Source organism: Alkaliphilus transvaalensis ATCC 700919 (assembly GCF_000621485.1).
Classification (GTDB): domain Bacteria; phylum Bacillota; class Clostridia; order Peptostreptococcales; family Natronincolaceae; genus Alkaliphilus; species Alkaliphilus transvaalensis.
In genome coordinates this window covers 82,943-106,530 of the sequence record NZ_JHYF01000013.1, presented here as the reverse complement: position 1 = coordinate 106,530, position 23,588 = coordinate 82,943, and the positions used below count along the sequence as shown (strand labels likewise).

Sequence of the window (23,588 nt, the reverse complement as noted above, 5' to 3'; positions counted from 1 at the left end):
GACCTCCTTAATCTCTTAATTCTTTGCCTGTTATTTCAAGGAATACATCATTTAGCGTTGGTAATTCCGAATAAATTTTACCGTAGCTTATATCATTTTCTGCAATAAAATTTATTATATTAACGAGATTACTTGCACCATTCCTTTGTTTGATGGTTAATGTATTCTCCTTTAGTTCAACATCAATAACATTAGGTATTTCACATATTTGAGCTAGATGATCTTCGTTGATATTGAAGGTTTCTACCACAATCTTTTCTCCTAGTGAGATCATTCCCTTAACTTCTTCCTTTGTTCCCGATGCAATGACCTTACCCTTATCTAATATAGCTAATCTGGAGCAAAGCTGCTCAATCTCCTCCATATAATGGGAGGTATATATAATGGTTGCCCCCTCAGCATTTAGTCGTTTGATGCCTTCTAGAATATTGTTTCTACTTTGAGGGTCAACGGCGACAGTTGGCTCATCTAAAATGATTAGCTTTGGCTTGTGGGCAATTCCGCAGGCAATGTTAAGTCTTCTTAAAAGACCACCACTTAATTTTTTTGGATAAAACTTTACAAAGTCTTTTAAAGCAACAAAATCAATTGCCTCTTCCACCAGCTCTCTACGTTTTTTCTTGTCGGTAATATAAAGACCACAGAAGTAATCAATATTCTCGTAAACAGTTAATTCTTCAAAAACTGCTACATGTTGCATAACAATACCTATATTGTGTTTTATGCTATAGGCGGAAGGCTTCATCTCTTTCCCAAATATTTCGATGCTACCTTTATCAAATTTTAGTAAAGATAGTAGGCAATTTATAGCCGTTGTTTTTCCAGAACCATTTGGTCCTAAAAGTCCAAAAATTTCACCTTCCTTAATTTCAATGTTTAAATGGTCAAGAGCTATTAAATCTCCATATCGTTTGACTAAATTTTCAATTTTTACGATCATAATCAACATCCCTTTCTTTTTCTTTATAATACTATTGTAGTAGAAATAATTAGTAAGGGGCAGTGTAATTTGTCATCAGATTAATATGACAATTGTAATATTACTGTATAATAGATTTCAGCAAAGGAAATATTTAGATATTTTGCGATAAGACCTTGTTTAATTGAAGGGTCTTGATATGCTATAATTAAGGTGATGTCAAGTAAGGGAGGCAAGTTATGGGGAATATACTAAACAAACTGATTATTTTTGTGGGAACCTGCTGGCTTCTTTTGATTGAGTTCACTCCCTATGAAGGGATTATTGCAATGGCATTTGCTATTGCAATAAGTGGATTATTAGAATATTTTAATAATGACAAATTGGATAAAGGTTTATTTTTTATTTCTTTAATATTATCTGGGTTTTATGTACAATTTGTTTTCTTTTTGCCCTTAATAAGCTATGACCTACTAAGAACTAAAAGACAAATATTAACACTGTTAGCCTTAATTCCCTATGCCATACACATTAACCAATTTTCATCAGGCACTATGGGTGTTTTAATAGCCATAAGTGTAATTGTATATCTATTAAAATTAAGAGAAACTAATGAAAAGAAACTTAGAGATGAATATATAAACCAAAGGGACTATCTAACAGAGATTTCTATTTCTCTTGAAGAAAAAATTAATGAGTTAGTTAGTAAACAAGACGTAGAGGTTAATCTTGCTACTTTAAACGAAAGAAATAGAATTGCACGAGAAATACATGATAATGTAGGACATCTACTTTCTAGCTCCATTTTACAGATTGGGGCTATCATAGCTGTGAGTAAAGATCAGAATACTATAAAACATCTTGAAGTGGTTAAGGAAACTTTGAATGAAGGCATGAACTCTATAAGAGATAGTGTACACAACCTACACGATCATTCTATTGACCTTTATGGGGAGATAAATAAATTACTTAATAATTTTACATTTTGTAAAACAACATTAAATTATGAAATAACTGGAGATATGCCTGCAAAGGCTAAATATGCTATCATAGCCATTATTAAAGAGGCACTATCGAATGTGATAAAGCACTCTAATGCTGACTTGGTTTCTATAAGTTTATATGAACACCCAAAGCTTTTTCAACTTATTATATATGATAATGGCAATAAGAAATTGAACCCTGATAATTTCAAAGGAATGGGCCTTGAGAGTATTAAGCAACGAGTTGCATCACTAAATGGAATCGTGAATTTCGATCAATCAAAAGGATTTAAAATATTTATTTCATTTATGAAGGCATAATATGTATGTTTAGGGGGCGGAGAATATGAAAATAGTAATTGTAGACGATGATATTCTTGTTTCATCATCATTAAAAACGATAATAGAGGCAGAGAATGGTTTTGAAGTGTTGGCCGTGGCCAATAGTGGGGAAGACGCTATAAAACTATATGAAGTCTATCAACCTGACATCATTTTAATGGATATTAGAATGGGAAATATAAATGGGTTAGAAGCAGCTGAAGAAATATTAAATACTTTTCCCAATGGAAGGGTTCTTTTTTTAACTACCTTTGCAGATGATGAGTACATTATTAAAGCTTTAAAGATAGGAGCAAAGGGATATATTTTAAAACAGCATTACAACAGCATCATACCAGCATTAAATGCAGTTTATTCTGGTCAGAATGTTTTTGGTGAAGAAATTATTAATAAGCTCCCATCGGTTATGACTAATCAAGCTAATAAAAAAAATTATCAAGACTACAGCATTTTAGATAAGGAATTTGAGATTATTTCTTTGGTTTCAAAGGGCCTATCAAACAAGGAAATTGCTAAGGAATTGTTTTTAAGTGAGGGGACGGTGAGAAACTACATAAGCGTTATTTTAGAGAAATTGGAATTAAGAGACCGAACTCAGCTTGCAATTTTTTTCTTCAACCATCTACATTAGTAGTTTTAAGTGGTTTAGTTTATTCAAATAGAATTTAATAGCCATTGCAAGTTTAAATTGCGTGATAGCAAAGAAGTGTAGATAAGGATAATTTCATTAAAGTTTTTTATTCCTGTGCCTTTAAGCATTGCGGGTGTTACTTGTAAAATAGCTGATTTTGTACTTAAGATGATAGATAAGCATATTGATGCTAAGATGAAAGAAATACTAGATTGCATAGATTACGATGAACTTGCAAAGAGCCTGAAGCATCTGAAGGTTACGAGGGACTAAAAAATACCTACATTTTTTATCCTATTTTAGAATTTTTGCTATATTAAGAATGGACCATAATATTTCTGTTGGTTTTTAAGTAAAAATAAATATGTATTTTCTGTTCCCTTAAACTAAGAGTTTAGGGGAATTTTATTTTATTAAGACTTATATGGAATGTCTCATACATAACTAATATGACTAGGTAAATTTTTATAATAATTCAGACAAAGTTCAGATAACAAACAATTACATTTCAGTTTCTTAGTTTAGTATTAAGTTATTCCAAAGAAAAGGGGTGAGAAAAATGAGAGAATCAACAGGCAGACATGAAATGAAGCATTATATAAACTATGCTGACATATTGCAGCTTAGAGCAAGGCTTCCATTTGTGGCTGATATTGACAAAAATGCCGCAATAGAAAATGGATATAGGGTGAAGAGTCTATACTTTGACAACTATAACGACAAAGCCTTAAAAGAAAAAATTGACGGTGTAAACGAACGAGAAAAGTTCCGATTACGTCTTTATAACAACGATATATCCTTTATCCGTCTTGAAAAAAAGAGCAAGAAAAATGGATTTTGTTATAAGGAAAATGCTATCATAACGGCAAATGAATGTAGACGTTTGCTTAATGGAGATATTGCTACCCTAAAGGATAATGGAAATACCTTGTGTATGGAGTTGTACAGCAAAATGCTATACCAGCAGCTTAGACCCAAAAACATTGTGGACTATATGCGGGAGGCTTTTATCTACAATATGGGAAATGTGCGTGTCACCTTAGATTATGATATTCGTACAAGCAATAACGTCCAAGATTTTCTGAGAACTGAGGCTATTCCTGTACCACTTTCAGGAGTCTATATTCTCGAAGTGAAATATGATAGCTTTCTGCCAGAGATTATTCGAGGTATGGTTTCTCTTTCCAGTAGGAGTAGTACTGCATTTTCAAAATATGCAGTCACAAGAATGATATAACTAGGAGGTATTATAATGACATTTAATGATATTTTTAAATCAAGTTTTTTAGAAAAGGCAGTGGAGTTTTCAATTTTAGATGTAGGAATTGCAATGCTTTTATCCTTTGCCATAGGGCTTTTTATATTTTATGTTTATAAAGCAACTTTTTCAGGGGTTATGTACTCAGCATCCTTTGGTGTTTCAATTATGGCTATGACCTTAATTACAACCCTTATTATACTTGCAGTGACATCAAACATCATTTTGTCTCTTGGTATGGTAGGTGCCTTGTCTATCGTTCGTTTTAGAACAGCTGTTAAAGAGCCGCTAGACATTGCATTTCTGTTTTGGGCTATTTCGGCAGGAATTGTAATAGGTGCAGGGTTGATTCCCCTTGGTATTATTGGATCGGTTTTTATTGGAATTATTCTCCTTGTGTTTGTAAATAAGAAAAGTAATGACACACCATATATTGTGGTGCTTAATCTGGATAATGATGAAGCCGAAAGGGACTGCATGGCAATAATAAAAGAAAAAACTAAGAAAAGTTTGATTAAGGCGAAAACTGTTTCTAGAAACGGCATTGAACTTACTGTTGAAGTTCGACTTTTAGATATGTCTGCAAAGGTTCTTAATGAATTGCTGACTATAAATGGTGTTAACAATGCTTGTCTTGTAAGCTATAACGGCGAATATGTCGCTTAATTTATTACAATAAGAAAATTCGAGGTGAAATCATGATAAAAAATAAAAAAATTAACATAATTGTAACGATAGCCTTGGTTTTTGCCTTGATAACAAGCATAGCTTTAGTGGTAATAGGAAATATTCATAAGGCAAAGGGCATTCTAAAAACCGAGCCAGAATATGCAACTAAGATTTTTGGTCATGATATTATTTCTATTGAAATTATTGCAAATGAAGACGATTGGCAAGAGATGCTGGATAGTGCCATAAGTGAAGAATATATCATGGTAGATGTAATTGTAAATGGAAGGAAGTTTAAAAATGTAGGTATTCGTCCAAAGGGTAATTCTAGCTTAACCCAAGTGGCAAGTTCAGAAAGCGATAGATATAGTTTTCGCTTAAAATTTGACCAGTATATTAAAGGACAGACTTGCTTTGGGCTTGAGAGTTTTGTTGTAAATAATATCCATGCCGATAACACTTATATGAAGGAGTATGTTTCCTATGAATTAATGCAAAAAATTGGCGTAGATGCCCCCTATTTCGGCTATGCCGACATAAAAGTAAACGGTGAAAATTGGGGACTTTACCTTGCAGTTGAACTATATAACAAAAGTTATGAACAACGGGTTTTTGGAGACACAGCAGGAATGCTGTACAACGTAAAAAGCATGGATTTAGGAGGGAACCAGCCCGGACAGCAAGGAGGAAATCTTCCAAATATGCCAGATGAAGAAAATAATAGGTCTCAAAGACCTGAAAATGTCCCTATAGAAAGGCCAAGAGGAGGAGAAACCCCTCAACAGAATAATGAAGTTCAACCTTCTCAACCATCTGGTGGAAATACTAGACCTAATTTAAGCCCGCAAATTAATACCGACAGAGACAGAGTAATACCTTCAGCACAAACAGAAGGTGGAATTGGGGGTATGGATAGAAATTTTGCAAATATAGGTGGGCGGGGTGATTCGGGGGGGAGTCTCGAATATACAGATGATAACACCGAAAGTTACAGCGCAATTTTTAATAATGTGGTAGGAAAAGGAACAGAGGGAGATTTTCAGCGGGTTGTAGAAGCGCTAAAAGCCCTTTCTGAGGATAGAGAATTAGAAACATATTTTGATGTTGACCAGATATTACGCTATTTGGCTGCCCATACTATTGTTGTAAATCTTGATAGTTATAGCTCAAGTATGGCACAAAATTACTATATATATGAGCGTGACGGTCAAATTACTGTTCTACCGTGGGACTATAATCTTGCTTGGGGTGGGTTTCAAAGTGGAAATGCATCATCTGTAATAAATTTTCCCATTGATACACCATTAAGTGGGGTTGATATGTCAAGTAGGCCCTTGATAGAAAAGCTATTTGCAAATACTGAGTATACAGAAAGGTATCACAACTACTTGCAGCAATTGATTGATACTTACTTTGCAAATGGTAAGTTTGAGGAAAGAGTTAATGAACTTGATTCCTTAATATCTGATTATGTAGAAAAAGACGCAACTGCATTTATTACCTATGATCAGTATAAGACTGCTGTTTCAACCTTTATTACCCTTGGTAATCTTCGGGCTGATAGTGTACAGGGGCAGCTTGATGGCACTATTCCTTCTACTACAGAAGGGCAAAATGCAAATCCTGATCAGCTAGTATCTGCAGAGAATTTAAATTTATCAGACCTTGGTAGTATGATGGGGGGAAGAGGTGGCAATAACGGAGATTTCTCCGATAGAAGGAATGGGCAAAATATGAACCCATTTCCAGGAGGCATGAATAATACGCTAGATATAGAAATTATGAGCAAAGGGATGGAAATCATCCAGCAGACTAATGGAGAAATAACTAGCGAAGTAGTGGAAATACTTACTTCTATAGGATTAACTGTTGATCAGATTCAGATGCTCCCTGTAATGCTGAATAGTGCTACAGAAGGCCCCAAAATGGCGACCAATAATCTTATTCAAATGGGTATGTTGTCACTTATGCTAATTATTGCTCTATTATTTGTTTCCTTCTTCAAAAAAAGTTATTAAGTCCTAAGAGTCGCAGAAAATTATCATTTGCGACTCTATATTGTTTAACAAATACAGATAATTTTTCATTAATATTAATTAAGTGCTATAATTAACAGAGAATTAGCGTAGAACTGTAAAGGCATTTATACAAATAAATTGATTTAGCTTTATATAGGCAATTATCAGTTTTCTTGTGCTCCCAAAGTAGTTCTAGAAGGGATGGGATAGAATGGCTAAAATTTTAATATGTGATGATGAAGCAGGACTTCGTGCTGTAATTAAGCGTTATGCTATATTTGAAGGCCATGAAGTTACCGAGGCAGGAGATGGTATGGAAGCTGTAGAACTTTGCCGTAATAATACCTTTGATATAATTATTATGGATATTATGATGCCAGAACTTGACGGTTTCTCGGCTGTAAAGGAAATACGTAAAACCTCTGATACCCCGGTAATTATGTTGTCTGCTCGAGGTGAGGAATATGATAAGGTGTTGGGCTTTGAGGTTGGAGTGGATGATTATGTTGTTAAGCCATTTTCTTCAAAGGAAATTATGCTTAGAGTAGGTGCTATTTTACGAAGAGTAGAGAAAAGCAGCCTTAAGAAGTCAGAAGACAATGGGCATATCATCTTTGAAAAAGATGGGTTTAAGGCCGATATCACTGCATATAAGGTGTCTATTGATGGAGTACAAATAGATATGGCTCCCAAAGAATATGACCTACTTTTTTTTCTAATACGTAATAAAAACATTGCTGTACCACGGGAAAGGATCATGTCAGAAGTGTGGGGTTTTGATTATTATGGCGATGATAGGACGTTGGACACCCATATGAAATTGTTGCGTAAATCCCTAGGCCCTTATGCGTATCATATAAAAACTTTGAGAGGATTGGGGTATCGGTTCGATGGATAAACTTAAATTACAATGGAAAATATTCGGATTCCTTTTGGGATTTTGTGCTTTGCTATTAGTTATCCTATGGATATTTCAAACGGTATTTTTAAGTGACATGTATAAGATGATTCGTAAGATTGAGATAGAGAGAGGGATTACGTTAGTGGAGAAAAACATCAATAGCCCAAAGCTTGAAGATGTTTTATACGACCTTGAACTAAATAAAGAGATCATTGTAAGGCCAACAAGAAATTTTATACCACCGGCTAGGCCAGTGGCCGACCTACACAACCGTAGGCAGCCTGAATCGATTACGAAGGAAAAAGTATTTGTTTTAGCTGATGGAAGTAAAATTTCTCTTACTTTTCATGCAATGGTAACACCAGTTGATGCTACAGTATCTACCCTTCAAATGCAACTTTTAATTATAACGGGAATTATACTACTTCTCGCTACGTTGCTGGCAATGATCATATCAAAACACATATCAAATCCCATTGAGCAGATTAATCAAAGTGCTAAAGTGCTTGCAAAGGGTAACTACGAAATTGAGTTTGAAGGTAAAGGCTTTTTAGAAATTAGAGAGTTAGCCGACACTCTAAACACTACTGCTTTAGAACTTTCTAAGGTGGAGGGAATGCGTCGAGAGTTAATGTCTAATATTTCCCATGATCTACGAACCCCCCTTGCCTTTATCTATAGCTATGCCGAGATGATGCATGATTTTCCTCATGAAGTTACATCAGAACAAAGTCAAATTATTATGGACGAAGCAAAGCGACTAACCTCTCTTGTAAATGATGTGCTTGATATTTCAAGTTTTGAGACAGGTATAACAAAACTAAATAAGACAAACTATAATTTGACTGAAAGTATAAGGAAAACCATCAATCGATTTAAAGAACTTACTAAAAAAGAGGGATATCACCTGCAATTTACGTATGACGAAGAAATCTATATATACGCAGATGAGGTAAAGATTACACAGGCCTTCTATAACATCTTAGTAAATGCAATTACATATAGCGGTCAGGATAAAACCATTATTATGCGCCAAATTCTTAAGGGAAATTGTGTGAGGATTGAGGTGGTTGACCATGGAGACGGCATCAGTCAAGATGATTTACCATATATATGGGATCGCTATTACAAGGTTGATCAAAAACACAAAAGGGCTCTTATGGGTACGGGTCTTGGACTTTCTATTGTAAAGAAAATGATAGACATCCACGGTGGTGATTATGGAGTTGAATCAGAAGTGGGTAAAGGTAGTGTTTTTTGGTTTCAGTTAGAGTTAGAATGAAGGTATAGCTACACTTATTTATGTTATGGTTGCTTATATCAAACGCTATCTATAAACAGGTGGATTATAGTAATATGTTTTAATGATAGGTCTACTTCGAATTTACAGCTAAGAGCTTATTCGAAAGTTTATGCTAGTGGTGATGTACATGAGAAATATGTTGGTTATTTTATACAATTGTGGAATAAAAGAGATGAATGCAGATGGATTTGATGCTAAGTTGTAAAGTTTTATTTGACGAATTAATTGTTGGGTCTTCTCAAGCTATTTAAGTTTTGAGAAGGCTTTTTTGTGTCTTGAGTAGATCAAAAAATTTACTTATTGACAATTAGAGAAATTTAACATATTATGACTATATAGTCACATGACTAGATAGTCATAAAGATTTCCATGATTAAATCTACATGTATTTTAGCCCCGCAATTGGAACGTAAATAAAGATCAAAGAGGAGGAAAAAAAGATGAATTACTTTCAAAGTTTCAGTATCGTGTTTGGGTTACTAATGGTTGGTGTTAGGTTACTAATACACTTAATACCGGAAAAATGGAACGATTTTGAACTTAATCACGCCTACACACAGAAGCGACCTTTATGGATATGGTTTGTTGCAATTATAGGAATAGTTGTTGTAGGAGTTACCTGGTATATGGAGCTAACTAGTGATGTTAGGTTTTCAATTATTTTGACTCTAGTTATTACCTCAACACTCATTAAAGTATCACAGGTTTTATTCAATTATGATAATTTCAGAAAGTTTGTAAAAAAAGCTTTAATAGATGATAGAAGCATAATTGTAAAAATTAATATTGCTACAACAGTCTTAGGAATTGCTCTGGTACTTTTGGGGATATTTGTCTATTAGAGATATGAAATCCTTAATAGATGGTTAAAGGAGGAGAGGATAAAATGAATTATTTTAAAATTTTGGGGATATTATTTGGTACGATAGCTTTCCTAAAGCCTGTTTATATGCATCTACTACCCTGGGATGAAAATAGTTTCTTAGAAAAAACATACGTTGAACGTCGTCCTGTATGGATAGTTCCAGTAGCTGTAGCTGCTTTTCTTTTAGTAGGTTTTACTTGGTATAAACATATAGTTAGTAATATTCCCTATTCCATTATACTAGCGATCTTATTTACTTTTATAGCGATTAAATCAATTATCTTTATCTTTAATTACGAAAAATTTCAGGTTTGGGTTGCTAAGATGTTAAGAAAAGACAAGGGGAAAGACGTTTTACTAATAGACATAGGGGTAGGAATATTTGGACTAGTAATACTTTTACTAGCAATTTTTATCTATTAGTAATTGTTCGTAAAAGTATTTAATTAAAGGAGCGGATCAATATGCCTAAGAATACCTATTTTAATTTACAAGAAAATAAACGCAACTTAATCTTAGAGGTTAGCATTGATGAATTTAGTCGACAGGGGTATGAAAATGCTAGTATAAGTAATATAGTAAAAAATGCAGGTATAGCTAAAGGAAGTTTTTATCAATATTTCGAAGATAAAAAGGACTTATTTAAGTATATTATTGAAGTGGCTAGTATAAAGAAAGTTAGCTATCTAGGAGAAAGTCAGATAAAAGCTAGTAGCCTTGATTTTTTTGAATTACTTAGAGTATTATATAGGGTTGCTTTACAATTTTTAAGAGAAAATCCAAAACTAGCACTAATTAGCGATGACTTTGCTAAGAACACTGATAGAGAATTTAAAGAGGAGATACTAGGAGTGGGGATTGAGAAAAGTAATGAGTTCTTAAAAGAATTACTTCAAAAAGGAATATATAAGGGAGAAATTAATTCTAATATTGATATAGACTTTATTGCTTATATGTTAACATCTTTATCCATAGCTCTAGGCGATTATTGTAGAAATAAATTTATAGACTTATATGAAATGGATGAAATACACTATTATAAATTGGTTGATCAGACAATTGAATTGGTTAAACAAGGGATTAAAATAGATTAAAATAATGCTAATATATAATACCATAACGCTGAATTAATCCTTAATCAAGTCGATAAGAACCTGTATTATAAAAGGGAAGTAGTGAGTTGTCATTAAAAAATGTAGAGAATTTATTGTTTTTAGGAAAAGCTAACATTTATAGATTTAATTTATATTTTTTTTACAAAGACTTGAATTATCTAAACAAATATTATAAAATTAAACTAAAGTTTATAACTAGCAACTAAAGTTTATAAAAAGGAAGGATAAAATGACTTCAAGAGAAAAAGAAATACTTGAAATAATTAAAAATAATCCTTTAATTCCTCAGCAGGAAATTGCCGATCTTCTAAATATTAATAGATCATCGGTGGCAGTCCATATAGCAAACCTCATGAAAAAAGGCTATATAAAAGGTAAGGGATATATTGTCACAGAAGAAAAAGCAGTGTCGGTGCTGGGTGGGTCAAACGTAGACCTACAAGGGTTCCCAAAGGAAAAACTCATTCTAAAGGACTCTAATCCTGGTAAAATTGATACTTCATTAGGGGGAGTAGGACGGAATATAGCAGAAAATATTGCCCGCCTATTAATTCCCGTCCGATTACTATCGGCAGTAGGGGATGATTTCTATGGAAGAAAATTGATAGAAGAGGGAATGGCTGTTGGAATAGACATGAAAAATGTTCATATATCAAAAAAATATCCCACCTCCATGTACCTCTCAATAATGGATGAAGATCATGATATGCAGGTGGCTATTTCTCAAATGGACATCTATGAAGAATTAAACCCCACCTTCATTGACGTAAATCAACTACTGATTAGTAACTCAAGCTTATTAGTATTTGATACTAATATTCCAAAGGAGACCATAGACCACTTATGTAGTAGTATAAAAGAAATCCCTATTTATTGTGATGCTGTTTCTACAACAAAGGTAATGAGAATTAAAGATTCCCTAGACAAAATTCATACATTAAAACCCAATATTTATGAAGTCGCAAAGCTCTTAGATATGAAGGTGACAACCCTAAATGATGTGAGGCGGGCAGGAGAAGTCCTTCTTCAAAAAGGGATTAAAAGAGTCTTCATTAGTATGGGGCAAGAGGGTGTTTATGCCTTCGATGGGAAGAAGGAACTGGTGGTTAAGGGGAGTCTAAAAGAAATAAAAGGAGCAACAGGCGCTGGCGATGCCTTTATGGCAGGTCTTATAGACAGTCACTTAGAGGAGAGGAACCTAGAGGAGACCACAATTTATGCCACTGCAGCCTCTTTAATAGCCATTGGAAGCTACAGCACTATTAATCCTTGTATGTCTCAAGAAGAGATACAAAAAATTATTAACGCAGGGACTATTGATGTAAAGGAATACTAAGAAAAATATTTTAGCAACTTAAAAGGAGGAAATAGATATGAAACAATACTTAGAAATTAGTCCAGAGGTACAAGAGGCACTAGCAACTGGAAAACCAGTTGTTGCCTTAGAGTCTACTATTATATCCCACGGTATGCCTTATCCTCAAAATTTAGAAACAGCCCTAAAGGTAGAAGCAATCGTTAGAGAAGTGGGAGGGGTTCCTGCAACTATAGGAATTATCAAAGGAAAATTAAAGGCAGGTCTTACTAGGGAAGAACTGGAATATTTTGCTACTGCCAAGTCTATTGTAAAGGCCAGTAGAAGAGATTTACCCTATATTACTGCTAATAAGCTAGATGGCGCTACAACAGTAGCATCCACCATGATTATTGCAAAAATGGCAGGGATCAAAGTCTTTGTTACAGGAGGTATTGGTGGGGTTCATAGAGGTGCAGAAGAAACCTTTGACATCTCTGCTGACTTAAAGGAGCTAGCCAATACAGAGGTGGCAGTAATATGTGCAGGAGCAAAATCAATACTAGATATAGGTCTAACTTTAGAATATCTAGAAACAGAAGGCGTACCAGTATTGGGATATGGTACAGAAGAATTTCCAGCCTTCTATACAAGGGAAAGTGGATTTAAGGCCGACTATAAAATAGAAGATGCTAAAACAATGGCACAACTCATTTATGACAAATGGGCTATGGGGTTAAAGGGTGGAGTTGTAATTGGAAATCCAATTCCACAAGAGTATGAGCTAAACCCAGATTTTATTAACAAAGCGATAGAAGACGCCTTAAGAAAAGCAGATGAAAAAGGGATTAAAGGGAAAAAAGTTACTCCATTTTTACTAGATTATCTAAAAGAGATTACAAAAGGAGATAGTCTAAAGGCTAATATAGAGTTAGTTTACAACAATGCTAGGGTAGGTTCTGCCATCGCTGTAGAGTTGCAAAAACTATAGTAATTTAGTAATTTTGAGATTTTCATGATAAAAAGAAGCTGCAGTAAATTGGTAATTAGCTAACTCAATTTCTTCAATAAAATATAGCATAAAAAATGAAAACCTTTAGCCACTAAACCAATAGGGGGAAGCATAATGGGAAAAATCAGTGATGGATTTTTTGTTAAGGGGAAAGATGGTAAAGAGATTTTTGTATATTGTTGGGATGAAGTTAAAGAACCTAAAGGAGTAGTACAAATTTTCCATGGTATGGCAGAACATGCAGGTAGATATAAAGAATTTGCAAAGTACCTTAACAATGAAGGCTTTATTGTTTATGCTGATGACCACAGAGGTCATGGTAAAACAGCAGGAAGTATTGAAAACCTAGGGTGTATAGGTGAAGATGGTTTTAATAAAATTGTTGAGGATGAAGCTGTAATAAAGAATTTAATTCAGGAGAAACATAAGGGGCTTCCCATTATTGTTTTTGCCCATAGTTTTGGTTCTTTTATTGCTCAAGAATACATTATGAGATATGGAAATGAGCTGGCAGGAATTATACTATGTGGTTCTGCCGCAAGGACAGGGTTAGATGTATATGCTGGTAAAACCATTGCCTACATGGAAAAAATCCTTTTTAATGACAATAAAAAAAGCAAGCTGTTAGATTTCTTGAGCTTTTATAACTATAATAAGAAATTTAAAGAGAGTGAATCAAATTTTGCTTGGCTTACATCGGATGACCAAGAGATTAAAAAATATCAAGAAGACCCCCTTTGCGGAACCGTTTTTACAGCAGGCTTTTATTATTATTTTTTAAAAGGCCTTACAAAACTATATCATGCTGATAGATTAAATAGGATTCCTAAAGAACTTCCAATTTTCATTATTGCAGGGGAGGAAGACCCTGTAGGGAATTACGGCACTTTAGTTAAAAAACTCTATAAAAATTATGTTAATCTAAAAATAGAAAAGGTAGATCTTAAGCTCTATCAAGACAAAAGACATGAAATATTAAATGAAATTGGTAAAGAAGAAGTATTCTATGATGTTGTAAGCTGGATAGAGAAAAATGTAGAAACAAACTTTTAAATTTAAATTAAAAATGGACATTAAAATTTCCTTCGACTTGAAAAGTTGGGGGATTTTTTGTAGTATAATTAGTACTTGAAGTAATAACAATGAAATAGTGTCTATTAAGTAGGGCATATGTTAAAATGGAATAAAAAGGAGGGAGTTTATGGATCATAATATTTCAGGTGGTAGAAAGATTATGTATTACTTAGGTATGGTGCTAATAGCCATTGGAATAATAATGTTTTTATCAACGTTTCTTTCAAGTGCCGCTAACTTTGGTGACTTCCATAATTTTGAGCAAAGAGCACAACAAGAATTTAGCAGGGCAGTTACTGGAATGATCTTAATGGTTGCAGGCTCTGTACTAATGGGCATAGGAAGAATGGGCGTTGCAGGCTCTGGGTTAGTGCTTGACCCTAAAAAGGCAAGGGAAGATGTAAAGCCATGGACTAAGATGGCAGGGGGAATGCTGAAGGATGCCATTGAGGAAGTGGATGTTGGTAAGCGTATTACTGATAATAAAAAAAGTCAAAATATTGTTAAAGAAGTAATAAAAATTAAATGCCCAAGTTGTGGTATTCTAAATGATGAAGATGCTAAGTTTTGCAAGGACTGTGGTAAGGGAATTTAATAAATAATACATAATTTTAGTATCATATACAAGAATTGATATATACCCCAAATAAGCAACTAGGGAATAAATTTCCACCAGTTGCTTATTTCATTTTTTGCAACTATTTTTAAATTAGTCATCAAGGTAATTTTCAAAAACATAATTCTCAAAGGTTCTTTGCCAACTTTCTACATATAGACCTGTTGCCCATTCTGTCATAATTACAACTTCGCCATCCTTCAAGGGAATCCTCTCTAAAGGTTCTAGTTGTAGATTTCTACCTTTTATTGAAAACACCATTATTTCATCTTTTGTTACAACTAAAGCAATATCTTTGTTTGGAGAGGTGTAGAGATCATGGGTAGCAGGGACCCTATCCTTTACAGATGTCCAGGGAATGCTTAAGTCATCATAAAAGACCAGTTCGGAGGGGGGGATAAGATTAATATTATAATCTGAAGTCTTCAGTTGGTCATCCTCATAAAAATTGACTCGACCTTTTAAAAACCAATGTCCAAATCTTCTTTCGAGGCCAAAGTTTTCTCCTAAGTTCTGTTGAAGGAGTAAATTATTCTCGTTATTTTGCTCTAAAATTTTCTTTGTTCCAGTCTCTATGGCCTCTAAACCAGAACTCCCTAATAAATCTAATATATTTATCCTTCTAATATTGGGGAGGCTGTCAATGGCTAAAATATGCAATCCTTCCCGTTGTAAAACTTTCTCTTCTTTGTATTGTTGAAAAACTTTCTCTTCAATGGAAACATAATCATTACTGATATAATTAATTTTTCGATAGATGACTTCTAATTTACTTGGTTGTAGAAGAGATTGATGAGTTATGTTATCTAAGGAATAATACGCTTCTTTACTTAGAATATTGTTAGAGACTAACAAATCTTCAATTCTATTGCCTTCAAGTACTCTATTTACTTCCATTTTCCAAAATCCCTTCCGTCTTGGGAAAAATATATTTTCCGTCTCTAAAAAAGAATACAAGTCTTTATTTTCAGAAGCGATCCAAAGGGTTCTATACAGATGACTTTCAATCTCACCTTGATTTTCTTCGATGTCTTGACGTAGACCTATAAATACGCCAGTACGTAGCAAAGTAGATTGTGGGTTATTTTCAACCAACTCTGTTAGGCTGTTTTCTTGTTGTCGTTGTTTCAACAGTTCTTCATCGACTTCTTGAGAAACCATTTTCAAGATAAAGCTGTCATTATTGATTTTTAATATTAAATGCTCTCCATGTTCTCTCAAAATCTCAGCAAACAAAACATCTTGATCCATAATTGTAATTACTTCAATTTCTTCTTCAGAAAAATGATAACCCTCTGGAAAGGCTTTATAATGATAAAGTAGATATTCATCTGCATTTACTCGCTTCACTTGGTAACTGATATCCTTGATAAAGTAATCTGCTATTACTCCATATTGACTAGAGAACAGTATGGGCTTACCCAGCCATTGCTGATCTTCATCAGTAAAAGAAGATTGATTTAATACATCGACAACTTCCCAGGTGCCACCAATTGAAATATCTGTAATTTTAGGAGGAACTATTTGCATACTTAAGTCATTGGCAGTACCTACACAAGCAGTTAGCAATAAAATGATCATCAGTAAAGAACAAATTAGTTTAAAGGGTCTCATCTATACAACCTCCTGTAAGGGCAATGTAAGGGTAACTTTAGTCCCTTTATCTAATTGACTACTGATGTCTAGGTTTCCACCCATCATTTTAATAATTTCATCAGAGATGGTCAAACCAATTCCATTCTGAGACTTACTAGTTTTTCCTTTGTAGAACTTCTCTTTAATTTTTGGAAGCTCTTGGGGGTCTATACCACTACCTGTATCCTCGATAATGATTATGATTTTGCCATCCTCTTCTTTAGCTAATAAACTGATTTTCCCATTTGAGGGGGTAAATTTTAAGGCGTTATCAAGTAAATTAATTAGCACTTGTTTGAGGCGATTTTCATCAGAATAAATTAAAGGAAAGTTGTTGGCATAGTGGAACTGAAAATCTATTTCTTCCCTTAATGCCCTTGGTGTGAGCTGCTTTTTTACATGCTCTAATATTTCTATCAAATCAACTGACTTTATAGTAAGGCTAATTTTACCAGATACAAATTTAGAAAAATCTAATAGGTCTTCCACCATAAGGGTTAATCGATCGCTTTCCTTCTCAATAATTTCAAGACCGTCCGATAAAATTTCTTTATCTTCATAATCTTGTTTTAGGGTAACTGCCCAACCTTTAATAGAAGTAAGAGGGGTTCGAAGTTCATGGGATACCGATGATATAAAGTCGTTTTTGATCTGATCCTTTTTTATAATTTCCCTTGCCATGTGATTTAAAGTATCTGAGAGTTTGCCAATTTCATCATCGGTCCTTTTATTATTCTCTACATAATAGTCACCTTCAGCCATTTTTTCCGCTGTACGGGTTACTTCTTCTAGGGGGTCTGTTATTGTATTTGCCAAAAAGATACTAACTAACCCTGTGATTAATGTTACTAATAATCCAAAGGCAATAAAAATATAAGCAATTTTTTTAATATCATTATTTACTTCCCTAAGGGAAGCGACAAACCGTAATACGCCTACTTGCTGGCCTCTAGAGTAGAGGGGAGAGGAAAGGGCCATTACCTTTTCGGTATCATAATCGACATTGCCTATCCACTTTCCACTCTGGCCTTCTAGTCCTCTTTTGACATCCTCCATACCTTCAGTGGTGGGGGGCATTACCCCAATGGAGTCCATTAAAACCCGCCCCTTCATATCAATAATGCCTACTTGGGCAGAGGTCTGGTTCCAAAAAGTATCTACGTTATTAAGGACATTTTCCTGTAATGTAGCATCAGAAAAGTATTTTTCGTAGAGATCTGTAGAAGTATGGAGCTGATTAACTAGCGTACCTTCTAGATTACTATAGTAATACTGCTGTATGTTAATAAGCAAAACAATTTCAAGAATAACTACGGTAATTATGATAATAAATACAAAATAAAAAACTAACCTTTTTTTAATACTTTTCATTGTTCCTCACTCCCCGCAGTCGATATCCAAATCCCCAAACAGTTTCAATCCATTGGGGGTCTGATGGGTTATTTTCTATTTTTTCTCGAATACGACGAATATGAACATCAACCGTTTTTATATCTCCAAAATAGGCTTTGCCCCAGATACCATTTAAAATATCATCTCGACTAAAGGCCTTGCCCGGATCTGTCATGAGGAGCTTCATCATGGCAAATTCAGTAGGGGTTAACTCAACTTCATTATTTTCCTTAAAGAATCTTTGGCCATCTAAATCTAATTTTAAACCATGAAATTCAATCATTTTATGGTTACTCTTTTTATTGATTGCTATTTTTCTTAAGTGGGCATTAATGCGGGCAATAAGTTCTAGGGGATTAAATGGTTTAATCATATAATCATCTGCCCCTAGCTCTAACCCCATAATCTTGTCCATATCCTGACCCTTCGCCGTCAGCATAATAATAATCATTTCGGGATTAGTCTTTCTTATTTTTTGACAAAGTTCAAAGCCATCCATTCCTGGTAGCATCACATCTAGAATAGCCACAGTAGCCTCTTCCTTTTCTAATAGAACTAAGGCTTCTTCTCCACTTTCACATTCTAATACTTGAAAACCACTTCTGTTAAGATTAATAGCTAAAAATTTTCTAATAGAGGATTCATCCTCCACCACCAGTACCTTTTTTTGTGTGTCTTTCATCGTAATCACCTAATATCAATTTATTTTTAAGCATATTGTACTATAGTTTTCACTTCACTTCTAGTTTCTATTAGCTCCATTTGCAAACCTTAATTTTTTCGTAACCTTTTTTAATCAATTTGTAAATCAATAAACGACAAAAAACGATAAAATTTTAGTAGGAAATGAAAACAGCAAGGGGGAACAAACGATGAAGGGTTACTTAAAAACAATTATGATTCTATTAGTATTTACCATTGTCATAACTGGTCTTTTAGGCTTTAGGGGAATTCCATTCCAAACAGCCGCCATTGTAGATGGAGGTAATGTTGAGAAGGAGTTAGTAGGAAATCTACCTATGGAGGATGTAGTGGAAGATTTACAGGAGTTGCCAGATGGTTTTGAAGATAATTTTCATGAAGGGTCATATGAAGACTTAGTAAAAGAAGATCTTCAGGAGAAGGATGAAGATACAGTGGAAAATGAAGATGTTAAAGTGGCTTATCTCACCTTTGACGATGGACCTTCCCCTAAAATAACACCTCAAATTTTAGATATACTTAAAGATTATGATATAAAGGCTACTTTTTTTGTTATTGGAGATTTGGCAGAAAAATATCCCGATATACTATTACGGATACACTCCGAGGGCCATTTAATAGCTAATCATACCTATAGCCATAACTATAAACATATTTATTCTCATCCCAAGAAGCTTATCGCTGAGTTAGAAAAGACAGATGAACTATTTACATCAATATTAGGGAGCCAATATAAGCGGTCAAGTTTTATGAGATTTCCAGGCGGTTCCTTTGGAGAAAAATTAAAGCCCTTCCGCCAAGCTGTAACAGCAGCAGGTTATATTAATATAGATTGGAATGTAGTAAATGGAGATGCTGAAGGGAATAATGTTTCACCTGAAAAGCAATTAAAAAGACTACAGGAAACCCTTCAAAATAAAAGAGAAGCTGTTATTTTAATGCATGATAGTAACACAAAGCAAACGACGGTTGATGCATTGCCAGATCTCATTGAATATATTATGTCACAGGGTTATGTTTTTGAGATTCTTGATGAATCAAACTTTTAACATATGTCTCCAAAATTGATAGCGATCCCTAATATTAAATCCCAACTAAACTGTAATGATAATTAGTAGAAAGATATATTGCATGTATAGATTTATTAAGTTATTAAGTACTAAATACAGTTTAAGTGTTGACATATATCATAAACAATTATAAAATATGTTTATAATATAAACAAACTGTATTGAGGGAGTGATTGGTATGGAAATAGAAAAACTTTCTGTAGAAGAACTAAAGCAAGGTTATAGATTTAATGAAGATAGCAGTTCTTATATCTGTAATGTTTGTAATAGGAATTTTGAGACAGGGGAAATTTATCAATTTGATAAGAGATTCTTTGAAGCAGTTAGGGCTGTCAAAATCCATGTTCAAGCTGAACATGGTGATAATTTTAATCAATTACTAAACACAGAATCTAAGTATAATACTTTTACAGAAAATCAAAAAGAAATATTATCTTTAATATATGCTGATTTTTCGGATAAGGACATTGCAAAACAACTAGGCATTTCGCCATCTACAGTTAGGCATCAGAGGTTTATGTTTCGAGAAAAAGCTAAACAAGCTAAAATGTATTTAGCAATCTATGAACAAGTTATGGAAAAGAAGTTATCAAGTGAAGAGATGATTGTGCCTATCCATAGTAATGCAGTGATGGTGGATGATCGATACATCACAACAGAAAAAGAAAAAGAGCAAATCTTAAAAACAACATTTGAGAGTTTATCCCCTTTGAAGCTTAAAACTTTCCCCAAAAAAGAAAAGAAAAAGATTGTAATTTTAGCTAAAATAGCAGAGGAACTTCAAGTTGGGAAACGTTATACAGAGAAGGAATTAAATGAGATATTAAAAGAGATTTTTGATGATTATGTAGTTATTAGACGTTATTTAATAGATTATAGATTTATGGAAAGAACCAAAGATTGTAAAACTTATTGGCTAAAATAAAAAATTGATTACTGAATCCCATGGGAGATAATTCTCATGGGATTTCCAATTGTGGAATAATTATTTTTCAATGGTTTAGAAAATCTCAGACTAAAGGCTGAGAAAAAAATAGTCTAAGGACTGTTTTAAGTAAGAACTTTATCATGTAAAATATAAATAATATAGCTAACAGGGGAAAGGCATAAAGAGACTTAATAAAAAATAATAAAAGGGGGAATCTAAATGTTTAAATTTCCAGAAAATCTGTATACAGATGTACGGATAGAAAATGTTTATGAAACAAATATTATTTATCAATTAGGTGAAATACAAGAATCGAAAACCAGAAGCTATAAGGCAGCTTTTATTAGGGTTTTCGATGGAGAGAGATGGTATTATAGTTCGACATCAGATGTAGAAAGTATTCAAATGGAAATTGAAATCCTTGCAAGGTATGGGAAGCCCAATGGGGAAATTGATAAAAATCAACATGTGTTAAACTTTCAAATTAATAAAGAAGAACTATTGAACTATAAGGAAAACAGCGTTTCAAATATTACTATCGGTGAGAAACAAGACCTGATAAAATCCTATTTTCCATTACTAGAATCCAATAATCTAATTAAATTTTGGAGGGCGGTTTATACCGATAAAAAAGTAATTAAAGAATTTTATTCTAGTAAAGGATCAGAAATTATATTTGATACACAGCTGGCGGGCATTGCTATGACAATGAACTTTATAGATGGTGAGAATAGGTTTATGGACGCATATCAGAAGGCTTCCCACAACTATCATGATCTAGCTAATTTGGGCCATGAAGTTAAAGCATTTATCAATGAATGCGAAAGATTTGTTAGGGAAGCAAAACCTGTTAAGCCAGGTAAATATACTGTAGTTTTATCACCATTAGCTGCAGGTGTTTTTGCACATGAAAGTTTTGGGCATAAAAGTGAAGCAGACTTTATGGTTAGTGATGAAACGATGAAAAGAGAATGGGCGATAGGTAAAGAGGTAGGGGCTAGTATCCTTTCAATCATTGATGACGGCACTGTTTATGGAAGTGGATACATACCCTTTGATGATGAGGGGACTAGGGCATCTAAGACTTATATTATAAAAGATGGGATATTAAATGGTCGACTTCATAGTGTAGCAACAGCTACATCCCTTCATGAAGAATTAACTGGAAATGCTAGAGCCGTTAGTTTTGAATATGAGCCAATTGTAAGGATGACAACAACCTATATTGAAAGAGGTACAAAGAAAAAAGAAGAGTTGATTTCAGAGATTAAAGAGGGGATCTATGTTTACACTATCAATCATGGTTCTGGGATGTCTACTTTTACAATAGCTCCTTCATTAGCCTATTACATTAGAGATGGAAAAATTGCAGAGCCAGTTAATATTTCTGTTTTAAGTGGAAATGTTATGGAGACCTTAGGAGAGATTGATGGCGTATCCGACGAAGTGGAACTTCTATCCTTTGTTACAGGTGGGTGCGGAAAGATGGAACAGTATCCTTTGCCTGTGGGCTTTGGCGGTCCTTATGTTAGAGTTAAAAATCTTAATGTTCAATAGGGGGGATGGGTCATGTTAAAAGAAAAATATATTAGCAAGGTAAAAGAAACGTCTGTGAATGTTGTTCAGAGTAGAATAGAATCTGTAAGGAAAAAGGAGATCGTTAAAACAAGTCTAAGACTTTACAAAGATGGTTATATAGGCTGTTCAGGAGCAATTGGAAAATATGATGAAAAAGAATTAGAAGCTAAAGCAGCTGAAGGGTTTAATAATAAAATTTCTTATCATTATGAACTAAAGGGAAATCTTTCAAGAAGGGAGGATTTACGAGGGGAAATAATAAGGGAGGAACAGATAATTGAGGAATTTGAAGGACTGTTAAGGGAAATTAGAAAAGAGCAGCCAGATTTTTATTTTTCTAATAAATTAAAGATACGAGAACATGAATATCAAATGATTAATGATAATGGATTAGATTTATCCTATCTTGATAAGGCTGTAGAGGTATCTTTAATTTTTAAGGAAAAATCATCTATAAACATCATGGATGGCTTTGTTGGTTTCGATGGCAGAAAATATAATCGTAAACTTACTGTTGATTTAGTAAATCAAATTTGTGGGGCTTATAAAAATAAAGTGGATCTTCCTAAAAAAGAAAAAATCCCTGTGATATTCTCTACTGGTGAGGAGATAATTTATCGAAAATTGATGCAGGATTTAAATGGTAATATCTTCGGAACAGGAAGCTCCATCTTGAGTGGTAAAAGCAGAGAAAAATTATTTAATGATGGCTTTAGCCTATATCAAACTAAGAATTTTGAAGATACCACTTTGGTACCATTCTTTGATGCGGAAGGTACAGTTAATCATAATGATAGGTTTGCCTTAATTGAAAATGGTGTATTTATTGCTCCCTACACAGATAAAAAGGTGGCAAACAAGTACAATTTACCTCTATCAGGAGCAGCAACGGCACAATATGATGGTGTTCCAACGATTGGATATCCAAATTTAAAGATTAAAGAGTCTGCTTACACAGCAAAAGAATTATTGGGGGGCCAACTAGGGGTATTAGTTATGGTAGCTTCAGGAGGAGACTTTACACCCCAAGGGAATTTTGGTAGTCCTGTACAATTAGCCTTTTTATTTGACGGAGAGAAAATGATAGGCAGATTACCTGAACTAACTATCTCATCTAATTTGTTTGACATGTTTGGTAAGGACTTTGTAGGAGTTAGTAAAGATACAATAGGACCCCTTTCAAATGAAAGATATTTTGTAACGGAAATGAATGTTTCTAAGATATAGACGATTTGATAGAGCATCTACTATGTAGGTGTTCTTTTTGTGCTATTAAGAAGAAT

22 protein-coding genes are annotated in these 23,588 nt (G+C 33.8%); 18 read left to right on the top strand and 4 right to left on the bottom strand.

Annotated features, from left to right (window positions below; translation table 11 throughout):
• Positions 1-7: 7 nt before the first annotated feature.
• Positions 8-940 (bottom strand): ABC transporter ATP-binding protein, encoded by a 933-nt coding sequence (locus T335_RS0110185; protein ID WP_026477458.1) that lies wholly within the window; start codon positions 938-940, stop codon positions 8-10.
• A 218-nt stretch (positions 941-1,158) separates the two neighbouring features.
• On the opposite strand from T335_RS0110185, the gene T335_RS22675 reads away from it, so the two are divergent.
• From T335_RS22675 to T335_RS22670, 14 genes are all read left to right on the top strand, one after another.
• A complete protein-coding gene (locus T335_RS22675; RefSeq protein ID WP_026477457.1) occupies positions 1,159-2,223 on the top strand; it encodes a sensor histidine kinase in 1,065 nt (354 codons plus the stop codon).
• A gap of 25 nt (positions 2,224-2,248) precedes the next feature.
• Positions 2,249-2,875 carry a response regulator transcription factor gene (locus T335_RS0110175; protein ID WP_026477456.1) on the top strand — a complete coding sequence of 209 codons (627 nt, stop codon included), beginning with the start codon at positions 2,249-2,251 and terminating at the stop codon, positions 2,873-2,875.
• Between the two features lie 559 nt (positions 2,876-3,434).
• Positions 3,435-4,112 carry a polyphosphate polymerase domain-containing protein gene (locus T335_RS0110165; RefSeq protein WP_026477455.1) on the top strand — a complete coding sequence of 226 codons (678 nt, stop codon included), beginning with the start codon at positions 3,435-3,437 and terminating at the stop codon, positions 4,110-4,112.
• Positions 4,113-4,127: 15 nt separating this feature from the next.
• Positions 4,128-4,799, top strand: a complete 672-nt coding sequence (locus T335_RS0110160; RefSeq protein ID WP_026477454.1) for a DUF4956 domain-containing protein — start codon at positions 4,128-4,130, stop codon at positions 4,797-4,799.
• A 32-nt stretch (positions 4,800-4,831) separates the two neighbouring features.
• On the top strand, positions 4,832-6,820 hold the full coding sequence (locus tag T335_RS0110155) for a CotH kinase family protein (RefSeq protein WP_026477453.1): 1,989 nt from the start codon (positions 4,832-4,834) through the stop codon (positions 6,818-6,820).
• 211 nt (positions 6,821-7,031) lie between these two features.
• Positions 7,032-7,718 carry a response regulator transcription factor gene (locus T335_RS0110150; protein ID WP_026477452.1) on the top strand — a complete coding sequence of 229 codons (687 nt, stop codon included), beginning with the start codon at positions 7,032-7,034 and terminating at the stop codon, positions 7,716-7,718.
• Positions 7,711-9,003 carry a HAMP domain-containing sensor histidine kinase gene (locus T335_RS0110145; protein WP_034328227.1) on the top strand — a complete coding sequence of 431 codons (1,293 nt, stop codon included), beginning with the start codon at positions 7,711-7,713 and terminating at the stop codon, positions 9,001-9,003. Before T335_RS0110150 ends, T335_RS0110145 begins: the two co-directional genes overlap by 8 nt.
• 461 nt (positions 9,004-9,464) lie before the next feature.
• On the top strand, positions 9,465-9,866 hold the full coding sequence (locus tag T335_RS0110140) for a hypothetical protein (RefSeq protein WP_026477450.1): 402 nt from the start codon (positions 9,465-9,467) through the stop codon (positions 9,864-9,866).
• Between the two features lie 44 nt (positions 9,867-9,910).
• A complete protein-coding gene (locus tag T335_RS0110135; RefSeq protein WP_026477449.1) occupies positions 9,911-10,312 on the top strand; it encodes a hypothetical protein in 402 nt (133 codons plus the stop codon).
• A gap of 41 nt (positions 10,313-10,353) precedes the next feature.
• A complete protein-coding gene (locus tag T335_RS0110130; RefSeq protein ID WP_026477448.1) occupies positions 10,354-10,983 on the top strand; it encodes a TetR/AcrR family transcriptional regulator in 630 nt (209 codons plus the stop codon).
• Positions 10,984-11,233: 250 nt separating this feature from the next.
• Positions 11,234-12,340, top strand: coding sequence for a PfkB family carbohydrate kinase (locus tag T335_RS0110125; protein WP_026477447.1), 1,107 nt, complete (start codon positions 11,234-11,236; stop codon positions 12,338-12,340).
• A 37-nt stretch (positions 12,341-12,377) separates the two neighbouring features.
• Positions 12,378-13,289 (top strand): pseudouridine-5'-phosphate glycosidase, encoded by a 912-nt coding sequence (locus T335_RS0110120; RefSeq protein WP_026477446.1) that lies wholly within the window; start codon positions 12,378-12,380, stop codon positions 13,287-13,289.
• Between the two features lie 135 nt (positions 13,290-13,424).
• On the top strand, positions 13,425-14,363 hold the full coding sequence (locus tag T335_RS0110115) for an alpha/beta hydrolase (RefSeq protein ID WP_026477445.1): 939 nt from the start codon (positions 13,425-13,427) through the stop codon (positions 14,361-14,363).
• Between the two features lie 148 nt (positions 14,364-14,511).
• Positions 14,512-14,979, top strand: a complete 468-nt coding sequence (locus tag T335_RS22670) for a zinc ribbon domain-containing protein (RefSeq protein ID WP_026477444.1) — start codon at positions 14,512-14,514, stop codon at positions 14,977-14,979.
• A gap of 114 nt (positions 14,980-15,093) precedes the next feature.
• Here T335_RS22670 and T335_RS0110105 read toward each other — a convergent pair whose 3' ends face one another.
• Genes T335_RS0110105 through T335_RS0110095 form a run of 3 tightly spaced genes read right to left on the bottom strand, consistent with a single transcriptional unit; the run spans position 15,094 to position 18,709 of the window.
• Positions 15,094-16,614 (bottom strand): hypothetical protein, encoded by a 1,521-nt coding sequence (locus T335_RS0110105; protein WP_026477443.1) that lies wholly within the window; start codon positions 16,612-16,614, stop codon positions 15,094-15,096.
• Positions 16,615-18,006 carry a sensor histidine kinase gene (locus tag T335_RS0110100; protein WP_026477442.1) on the bottom strand — a complete coding sequence of 464 codons (1,392 nt, stop codon included), beginning with the start codon at positions 18,004-18,006 and terminating at the stop codon, positions 16,615-16,617. It abuts the gene before it with no gap.
• Positions 17,993-18,709 (bottom strand): response regulator transcription factor, encoded by a 717-nt coding sequence (locus T335_RS0110095; RefSeq protein WP_026477441.1) that lies wholly within the window; start codon positions 18,707-18,709, stop codon positions 17,993-17,995. Before T335_RS0110095 ends, T335_RS0110100 begins: the two co-directional genes overlap by 14 nt.
• A 190-nt stretch (positions 18,710-18,899) precedes the next feature.
• Between T335_RS0110095 and T335_RS0110090 the strand changes: the two genes are divergently transcribed.
• From T335_RS0110090 to T335_RS0110075, 4 genes are all read left to right on the top strand, one after another.
• Positions 18,900-19,778, top strand: a complete 879-nt coding sequence (locus T335_RS0110090) for a polysaccharide deacetylase family protein (protein WP_026477440.1) — start codon at positions 18,900-18,902, stop codon at positions 19,776-19,778.
• Between the two features lie 199 nt (positions 19,779-19,977).
• Positions 19,978-20,724 carry a DUF2087 domain-containing protein gene (locus T335_RS0110085; RefSeq protein ID WP_026477439.1) on the top strand — a complete coding sequence of 249 codons (747 nt, stop codon included), beginning with the start codon at positions 19,978-19,980 and terminating at the stop codon, positions 20,722-20,724.
• A 222-nt stretch (positions 20,725-20,946) separates the two neighbouring features.
• Positions 20,947-22,284 carry a TldD/PmbA family protein gene (locus T335_RS0110080; RefSeq protein WP_026477438.1) on the top strand — a complete coding sequence of 446 codons (1,338 nt, stop codon included), beginning with the start codon at positions 20,947-20,949 and terminating at the stop codon, positions 22,282-22,284.
• 12 nt (positions 22,285-22,296) lie between these two features.
• Positions 22,297-23,532 carry a metallopeptidase TldD-related protein gene (locus T335_RS0110075; RefSeq protein WP_026477437.1) on the top strand — a complete coding sequence of 412 codons (1,236 nt, stop codon included), beginning with the start codon at positions 22,297-22,299 and terminating at the stop codon, positions 23,530-23,532.
• The last annotated feature ends 56 nt before the right edge of the window (positions 23,533-23,588 follow it).

Coding starts and splice junctions, on each gene's coding strand:
- T335_RS0110075 (WP_026477437.1), top strand. CDS start 22,297: ATGTTAAAAGAAAAATATATTAGCAAGGTAAAAGAAACGTCTGTGAAT.
- T335_RS0110080 (WP_026477438.1), top strand. CDS start 20,947: ATGTTTAAATTTCCAGAAAATCTGTATACAGATGTACGGATAGAAAAT.
- T335_RS0110085 (WP_026477439.1), top strand. CDS start 19,978: ATGGAAATAGAAAAACTTTCTGTAGAAGAACTAAAGCAAGGTTATAGA.
- T335_RS0110140 (WP_026477450.1), top strand. CDS start 9,465: ATGAATTACTTTCAAAGTTTCAGTATCGTGTTTGGGTTACTAATGGTT.
- T335_RS0110100 (WP_026477442.1), bottom strand. CDS start 18,006: ATGAAAAGTATTAAAAAAAGGTTAGTTTTTTATTTTGTATTTATTATC.
- T335_RS22670 (WP_026477444.1), top strand. CDS start 14,512: ATGGATCATAATATTTCAGGTGGTAGAAAGATTATGTATTACTTAGGT.
- T335_RS0110130 (WP_026477448.1), top strand. CDS start 10,354: ATGCCTAAGAATACCTATTTTAATTTACAAGAAAATAAACGCAACTTA.
- T335_RS0110150 (WP_026477452.1), top strand. CDS start 7,032: ATGGCTAAAATTTTAATATGTGATGATGAAGCAGGACTTCGTGCTGTA.
- T335_RS0110135 (WP_026477449.1), top strand. CDS start 9,911: ATGAATTATTTTAAAATTTTGGGGATATTATTTGGTACGATAGCTTTC.
- T335_RS0110160 (WP_026477454.1), top strand. CDS start 4,128: ATGACATTTAATGATATTTTTAAATCAAGTTTTTTAGAAAAGGCAGTG.
- T335_RS0110120 (WP_026477446.1), top strand. CDS start 12,378: ATGAAACAATACTTAGAAATTAGTCCAGAGGTACAAGAGGCACTAGCA.
- T335_RS0110115 (WP_026477445.1), top strand. CDS start 13,425: ATGGGAAAAATCAGTGATGGATTTTTTGTTAAGGGGAAAGATGGTAAA.
- T335_RS22675 (WP_026477457.1), top strand. CDS start 1,159: ATGGGGAATATACTAAACAAACTGATTATTTTTGTGGGAACCTGCTGG.
- T335_RS0110185 (WP_026477458.1), bottom strand. CDS start 940: ATGATCGTAAAAATTGAAAATTTAGTCAAACGATATGGAGATTTAATA.
- T335_RS0110105 (WP_026477443.1), bottom strand. CDS start 16,614: ATGAGACCCTTTAAACTAATTTGTTCTTTACTGATGATCATTTTATTG.
- T335_RS0110090 (WP_026477440.1), top strand. CDS start 18,900: ATGAAGGGTTACTTAAAAACAATTATGATTCTATTAGTATTTACCATT.
- T335_RS0110165 (WP_026477455.1), top strand. CDS start 3,435: ATGAGAGAATCAACAGGCAGACATGAAATGAAGCATTATATAAACTAT.
- T335_RS0110175 (WP_026477456.1), top strand. CDS start 2,249: ATGAAAATAGTAATTGTAGACGATGATATTCTTGTTTCATCATCATTA.
- T335_RS0110095 (WP_026477441.1), bottom strand. CDS start 18,709: ATGAAAGACACACAAAAAAAGGTACTGGTGGTGGAGGATGAATCCTCT.
- T335_RS0110145 (WP_034328227.1), top strand. CDS start 7,711: ATGGATAAACTTAAATTACAATGGAAAATATTCGGATTCCTTTTGGGA.
- T335_RS0110155 (WP_026477453.1), top strand. CDS start 4,832: ATGATAAAAAATAAAAAAATTAACATAATTGTAACGATAGCCTTGGTT.
- T335_RS0110125 (WP_026477447.1), top strand. CDS start 11,234: ATGACTTCAAGAGAAAAAGAAATACTTGAAATAATTAAAAATAATCCT.